The 7,433-nt window shown below is 57.2% G+C and carries 3 protein-coding genes; all 3 read right to left on the bottom strand.

Features of this window, described 5'->3' with window-relative positions:
* Positions 1-186: 186 nt before the first annotated feature.
* Genes HFP08_RS25900 through HFP08_RS25890 form a run of 3 tightly spaced genes read right to left on the bottom strand, consistent with a single transcriptional unit; the run spans position 187 to position 7,423 of the window.
* Complete coding sequence (locus tag HFP08_RS25900) at positions 187-2,934, bottom strand: alpha-mannosidase (RefSeq protein WP_168123537.1); 2,748 nt, start codon at positions 2,932-2,934, stop codon at positions 187-189.
* 26 nt (positions 2,935-2,960) lie between these two features.
* A complete protein-coding gene (locus HFP08_RS25895) occupies positions 2,961-6,107 on the bottom strand; it encodes an alpha-amylase family protein (RefSeq protein ID WP_168123536.1) in 3,147 nt (1,048 codons plus the stop codon).
* Positions 6,104-7,423 carry a glycoside hydrolase family 125 protein gene (locus HFP08_RS25890; protein ID WP_168123535.1) on the bottom strand — a complete coding sequence of 440 codons (1,320 nt, stop codon included), beginning with the start codon at positions 7,421-7,423 and terminating at the stop codon, positions 6,104-6,106. The genes HFP08_RS25895 and HFP08_RS25890 overlap by 4 nt, the downstream gene beginning before the upstream one ends.
* Positions 7,424-7,433 lie beyond the last annotated feature (10 nt).

The raw sequence follows: 7,433 nt of genomic DNA, 5'->3' as shown, positions 1-7,433 counted from the left end.
TGTCACAGGGCTTCAACCTTAGGATCTCTCCACCAGTTGCCTGTCAGCTACGAGGCGACTTGGCTCTTACCTCGACCGGACTTTCACCGGCTAGTTGTGCCTAGCTTGGCTAGGCGCGCGAAATAGAAAAAGCCCTCCGATTCGAGGGCTTCTCAACTGCATATAAGTCTTCGTACGTTCTGATTCCTATATCGTCCCAGACTTGATGCCTACCGTCACAATCTCGCATGGCCCTACAGGGAGTATGAATCCGCCCTTCTCGCCGACCAAGGCTTCCGCTCTTCGCTCCAGCAAATCGCTTTTGTAAGCCGCTTCCGCTTCCCGTTTGCCGTTCAGCTTAAGGGAAAGCTCGGCTTGCGCAGGCTGCATATTGAACCACCGAAGCATCATATCGCCTGTTTCTCCATGCAATTTCATCGAAGAAAACGCCAGCTCCGCGCCTTCCCATGCGATCAAAGCATGTCTGGAAGGGAGCGTTCCTTCATGAATCGCGGTCTGACAAGTCGTCCAAGGCGTCTGGAATTGATAGGCCTCGCGATAAGCGCCCGATTTCGCTCCGTCTCCGTCATGCGGAATAATCCGCAGTTGGAACTCGTGGTCGCCTTCACATTGCGCCTCCGGCGTCGGGAATACGCCCCAATCGCCAAGCTCGGAGATGGCTCGAAGCAATGTTATCGCAATCGTGTTCCGGCCGTCGCGGAGCACCTCGTATTCATGCAAGCCCCGATTCGCAACCGTCATGCCGCCATCCGGCGCGCTGACATCGACGAAGGCCTGCTGATGCTGCGCATTGCTTGGATTGGTCCATTCCGCGGCGGGCTCATTGTCCCGAGCCGCAACCTCGAAGACGGAATCGACGCGATGGAACGCAGCGTCGAGATCGGTAGGGAAAAGGACGCGGACCCGATGATCCTTCGCCTGGTTGTTGAATGACGCTTGCCATTCGACACCTTCGCCGTTCGCCTCAAGCGCAATCGCCGTTCGAATCGTAAGCGGCACCGTTTCCTTCGTTCGCTGCGCTTTGCGATCGGGGAAGTAGACGGCCTCCTGCTTCTCCGTCTCGAAGCTTTCGTCCGCCGATGCCGGCACCGACCATTGATGCACGATCTCAATTGCCGCCCGATAAGCGGTATGCTCGATCAAGCGAATCTCGGCGGGCAAGCCTTCCGTCGTCAGCGCGTCCTCGCCATCCGGCTGCTTGTACATGTATTCATTGCCTATATCGCCCGTATTCTCGTATACGCCCAGTCCCCGATACTGCCTTCCGCTTCGCTTGTCCAGGATAGAGAACGAACCGTCATCCGACACCTCGACTCGAACATTAAAATTCTCAAGCGCGCGATTCGTCGCCGAGATCAAGGATGCCGCGGGCTGGGAAGCCTTCGCTTGCTGCACCCAGCCGTATGCCGCATGCCCGAGTGCCGGCACGCGAATCGCCTCGAACGTCAATCTGACGCGGCGGCACATGTAGGGCTGCCGGAATTTGTCATCGGGCAGATCATAGCCAAACTGCAGACCGAGATCCTCGATCATGCATGCGACCGGCGCTCCTTCATGGTCGACAAGCGTTCTGCCGCTTATATCGACAGTCTTCATCCGACTGTTCATCTCCTCCAGCGGAATGCCTTCGCGATAATAGATCCGCTCGACATCGAGCTCGACGCTGACCGTTCCGCTTCGCTCCCAGCCCGTCGTATTCCATACGATGAACGGCAACGCTCGCTCGCCAAACGATTGAAATACCGTTGTATTGACTTCGCCGGCAATCGCTATCTTGGCTTTTTCAATAATCGTTTCCGCGACATGATAGCTCTTGTCGAAGCGCGTCACCATCTCCCTGTGCACCTCGTCGACGCTGCAGCCGCAGATGCTGTCATGCGGATGATTCTGCATCAGCGTCTTCCATGCATAGGTGAACAGATGATGCGGATAAGAATACGCATCCTTACTGAAATGCGCCATCGCGGCAAGCGGTTCGGCGATTTTCTCCAAGGCCGCTTGTCCCCGCTGATTCAGCTGCTTGAGGTAGACGCGAGCGGAGGCCGTGTTAACCAGCGTCGACCAGCCGTCCGTCCGCTGACTGCGCAGCTCTCCCTTTACGACCGACAACTCGCGATCCATATTCGATCGAACGGCCGACAGATACTCCTCGAAGCTCGAATGTACGAAATCGATGTCCGGGAACAAGCTTCGCACCGTCTCCATGGCCGACGACAAATCCTGCTGAATCGGCTGATGATCGCAGCCGTTCATGAATAAGAGCTGGCTTGTGGCCGCGTACTTCTGCGCGTCGGCCAGCTTGCTCTCCCAATAAGCCTGGGCTGCAGCCGGTTCCGTTGGAATTTCCATCCCGTTGCAATACCAGTTCGCGAACAGAATACCCAGCACGCGGGAGCCGTCCGGCCCTTCCCAAATCAGCTCGGAGAAGGAGGATTCATAATCGGAATCGCCGACGGTATTATTGAAGCCGGTCGGCTTGACGCCTCTCCCGAACACAGCATTGTCAATGCCCGCTTGCCTCATCATCTGCGGAGCCTGCCCGATATTGCCGAAGGTATCGGGGAAATAGCCGACCTTCGCGATTACGCCGTAGCGTGCCGCGTCCTGATGTCCGATTTGCAAATTGCGGACATTCGCTTCGCTGCTGGTCAGGAAGGCGTCCTGCAAAATATACCAAGGACCGATGGCGATACGCCCATTCCGAATATAGCCTTCCAGACGTTCGCGGTTCTCCGGCCGCACCTGCAAATAATCGTCGATTATAATCGTCTGACCGTCCAGATAAAAGCTTCTGAATGCCGGGTCTCGATCCAGCGTGTCCAGAAGCGTATCCAGAAGCTCCACGAGAAGAACATGATGCTTCTCATACGGCAGATACCATTCGCGATCCCAATGCGTATGCGAAATAATATGCGCCGTTCGTTTGTCGTTCATAGCTACTCCCTCCCTCGAGTCGTTCATTAGTCGTTTCTCGCCGCAGCGGGCGTCGTCTCGATATAGACTTGCTTCGGCCTGTATACAGATCTCAAACTCCCGTCCGGGCCGCAGGCGAACAGCACGGATCGGTCGCTCTCCAGCATGAAGGAATATTGCTTCCCGGTGACGGGATCCTGAACGTGAACAGGCTCATGCTTGCCGGATTCCGACAGGAAGACGTACAAGAAGCCTTCCGCAAACTCGAGCTTGCGACCGTACACGCCCGGCCTGTCGCCGCCCTGAAGCCAGATCATCTCTTGAGCGCAGCCGGCTGCGCATAACGCGTGTCGGTAGAGCTCCGCGATCCCCTCGTTCCGTTCATTCAGTTCAATCGGAAGCGGACACCAGATGATCCGCCCCTTGCCATAAGCAAGCTCCTCTACCTTGCTTCCCGAAGCTGTCGCCGCCGTCCCGACAGCCGCTTCCTTCGACACCTCGGCAATGCGACGATGGCCGTAAGAAACCGAAAGCTCGCGATCGCCAAGCGTCAGGCTCTCCTCTCGTCTCACATTCAGCAGACGCCTTTCGCCTGTTCGTTCTTCCAAGCGCTTCGCCGGCCGCCAATACGCATCGAGTCCCATTGGACCTGTGAACAATAGAGTTGAGCCGCTCGTCTCGACCCATTCCAGCAGCCGCTCGAAGGCCCCGCTGTCCAGATTATGCGGACTCGGCGCGATAAGCAGCTTGGGCGGATGGCTCTTCAGCTCCTCCAGCTGATATTCGCCTATGCCTCGGAACGGCTCCTTAAGCTCGAAACCGAGCACCCTCGCGGCCCGCGTAGTCGCGTCGAACGCCAGCTTGCGGTTCGAGAAATCATTGGAGTACGGGAACAGCACGGCCGTATCCTCCAGCGCGCGACCCCGGAAGAGATCCGCAATCTCCGCCATGAATCGCCCGAAATCATAAGAAACCGAAGCCTCCGGCTTCTCCGTGCCATCGGCGCGCAGAGCGCCGATATGCGATTCATTCGCGTTGTCCATATCATAATTCGTATTCCAGATCCATTGCATCGCCCCGGCGCCGCCGGTTGCAAAGGCATAGGCATACTTGCGCTCCAGTATGTTGCGAAGCTCTGTCTCGCTTCTCTTCGCCCGTCCTTCCGGCGTCTCGACGTACATGATGCCGGTCTCTTGGGTGAGACAAGGCTTATCCGCGGTCTTGGCGAAGACGCCGTCCCAGAGAAGATGATCGTTCAACCACCAGGAATGAACGGTCGTATAGTCGGCGGCTTCGCCATAGAAGAAGGGCGATGGCCGCTGCGCGCCAAGCGCCTCATCCTGTCCGACCGTCACCAATTGATTCGGACATTCGTCCTTGATGGCGTCGTACAGCTGCTTTGCCCACTGATTATGCATATCCATCGAGAAGAGCGCATAATCGAGCCAACGCGTGCCGTTCTTGCCCTGATGCATATCCTGCACGTCGAAGTTTATGTCCTCCGGCTCGGGCGGCAGCGCCGCTTCAAAGCTCGGCAGACGCATCGGCGACATATTCCACAGCTCCTGCAGCCGTGCAATCGAACCATGGCGTTCGCGCAGCCATTCCGCGTACGCCGCTCGTTCGAACTCGTCTCCGCATGATCTCGGACCCTCCGAGAATATGCGCGGAGGATCGAACATCGACGGCTCGTTGATCAAATCCCAATCCACGTTCATCGTCTCTCTGTGTCGAGATACAATTGAACGAACGAAACGCTTCTGCGCCTCGACACTTCTGGGATCCAGATAGGGATTCCGTCCCTCCCACGCCTCCGGCGTGAAGGAGAAGAAGGTGAAGGTCACCTGCAAATCATGCCGCTTCGCCGTAAGTATGAAAGCGTCAATCGCCCGCAGCGCCTCCTCCGAGGCATGACCGTCTACTTGCATGATGTTGCGATAGGCCGTCCAAATTCCGGTGCGGATCCAGTTAATGCCCGCCTTGCGCATCTGGGCCATATCCTTGTCCCAGACGGATACATTAGGCAGGAATAGAAATTTCCTTGCCACATCCGAGGTCATGTACGTCATCCCGACGACCGGCATGGGGCGGCCGTCGCGTTCGAAATAATCGCGGCCGCAGGTGAGCGGGCTTCCTTGCGACAACAGCGCTTGATCGAAGCACCAGAAGCCTTGCGTCAACAGACGCGACTCCCCGTTAGAGGCCTCCGCGAGGCAGCGCACGCGATAGAAGCCCGGCTCAAGCTTCATAGGCATTCCGACTCGCGTGATCCGAAGCTCGCTGTCGGCCGCGATGACCGATTCATGCGTCCAGCATGCGTCCGGCTTGCCTTCCAATCTCGTTTCAATGCGGAATCGCCACTCTGTCGTTCGCGTTTCGGATTCGCTTCCGGAGCGCCCCAATCGCTGCGCCTGCAGCGTCAGCATCGCCGAATCTCCCGGTTCGTACGAAGCGTAATTCGGCTTCAGCCACAATTCCGTGACCCCCGCGGCGCAATACGACGCCCAGGCTCTAAGCGCTTCACCGCCGCCATGCCGATAGAACCGTTCATCCAGCGGCTGATTGACGAACAGCCACCGCGACCCCGAGAATGCTCCCTTCAAGTTTTCCCAGAGCACGACCGGCGCGGCAATCTCACGCCCATCCTCGGAGACGCCCTTCAATAGCGGATAGAGCCGGGCGTCCATCGGACCCGCGGAGCCCATCTGATGCGGCAAATCGCTGCTCTTCGTCGTATGAGGCACCAGGTTCCAGGTAGAGGAGATCGAGAACAGCTCTTCCTTCTCCCATAGCAGCGGAATATCCGCGGATGCTTCAAGCACCGCGACCTCGGCCGCGTCGACCTCTAGAATCTCATGAATATTCAGCTCCCGATGATAGGCCGTCTGCGTTGCTTCCGCCGTCCAGCCGGATTCGGCAGAGCCTCCCACCGGAATTCGAAAGGGAGCTCCGCCCATGCTGATCAATCCGCCTCCGCGCCTCAGATAAGCGATAATCTCGGGCCAGGCCGACTTGGGGAAATAGGGAGCATGCACGTTAACGAAGCACGCATATTCCCCGCAGCTCAAAGCATCGGCAAGCCCTTCGGCTCCGACAACTGCGCCTGCGCGGGAGAAATCCGTCGCAGCTCGATCTTCTAGCCGCCCGGAAATCGGGAAGGAAGAATCGTAGAATATCAGCGTTCTCTGCATCATAGAATGCCTTCCTTCATCGACTGGTACACCAGCTGCGAGAACAGGCTGTTCGACCAAGCGAACCATTTGCGCGTGAATACGGCAGGATCATCCGAGTGAAAGCCCTCGTGCATGAAGCCCGTATCCGCATCGGTCGCCTCCAGCATGGCGATCATCTCCAGCTTCTCTTCCTTCGTCGTCGCGGTCAGTCCTTGCATGGACAGCGCCATATGCCAGATATAGCCCGGCGGCGTATGCGGGCTGCCGATTCCTCTAGCCGCTTTGCCCTCGTAATAGAACGGATTTTCCTTGCTCAGCGCGAATCTCCGCGTATTCTGATAGATCTCGTCCTCCGGAGATGCATAGCCGAGATACGTAATCGACATCAAGCCCGGCGTGCCCGCGTCATCCATCAGGCAGTAATTTCCGTAGCCGTCCGTTTCGTACGCATAAATCGGACCGAATTCCGGATGGCGATAAATGCCGTACAGTTGAATGCCATGCTCCACCTCGGCTTCGAGCTCCTTGAGCTCCTTCGCAAACGCCAGATCGCGGAATACCCATTCCGCAATCTCTCCCATCTGCCGCAGCGTCACCGCGGCGAACATATTGGCGGGAATGTTGTAATGGAAGTCGCAGGCGTCGTCGCTCGGACGGAAGCCCGACCAGATCATCCCCGTATAATTAACGGGCATACCAAGACCCTTGTTCCGCAAGGAATCCGTAGGAATGCCGTTGTCCCGAACGAAACGATACGGCGAAAGCTCGAAATGGCGCTGCTCCGTCCGCCACAGCTCGGCTATTTGCTTCATTGCGCCCTTGAAGCCCGCATCGAAAATATCGGTAAGCTCGGTCGCTTTCCAGTACTCATAGGCGAGCCGCATCGAGAAGCAGATGGAATCCAGCTCGAACTTGCGCTCCCATACCCACGGCGACATCTCCGTCTCATCCGTCGTATTCCAGTGCCAGTCATTAGCCGTTTCATTGAAGGCATTGGCATACGGATCCATGGTGATGCAGGCAATATGGCGCTTGATCAATCCACTCAGAATGCGTTGAAGCTCCTTGTCCTCCCGCGCAAGGCCAACATAATGAATGACTTGCTCCACGGAATCGCGCAGCCACATAGCCGGGATATCCCCCGTAATGATAAAGGTCGTTCCGTCATCCATAAGCTTCGTGGTCGTCTCCAGCGTATTGGGAAAACAGTTCTTGAACAGCTTCAGCAGCTTCGGCCGATGCGCCAGCTTCTCCTCAGCCTCCCGCAGCACCGCATCGACCGCCGCCGGCAGCTTCATCTTCTCCATCGCTATTTTCGGTAATCGGAATTGCTCCATTATTGCTCCG

Origin of the sequence: Paenibacillus sp. HB172176 (assembly GCF_011947265.1) — a bacterium.
Lineage (GTDB): Bacteria > Bacillota > Bacilli > Paenibacillales > Paenibacillaceae > Pristimantibacillus.
The sequence above is the reverse complement of the archived record's forward strand: the minus strand, read 5'-3'. Positions and strand labels throughout refer to the sequence as shown.

What these genes read in the sequence shown, in the direction of transcription:
- HFP08_RS25890 (WP_168123535.1), bottom strand. Translation starts at nt 7,423, where the DNA reads ATGGAGCAATTCCGATTACCGAAAATAGCGATGGAGAAGATGAAGCTG.
- HFP08_RS25895 (WP_168123536.1), bottom strand. Translation starts at nt 6,107, where the DNA reads ATGATGCAGAGAACGCTGATATTCTACGATTCTTCCTTCCCGATTTCC.
- HFP08_RS25900 (WP_168123537.1), bottom strand. Translation starts at nt 2,934, where the DNA reads ATGAACGACAAACGAACGGCGCATATTATTTCGCATACGCATTGGGAT.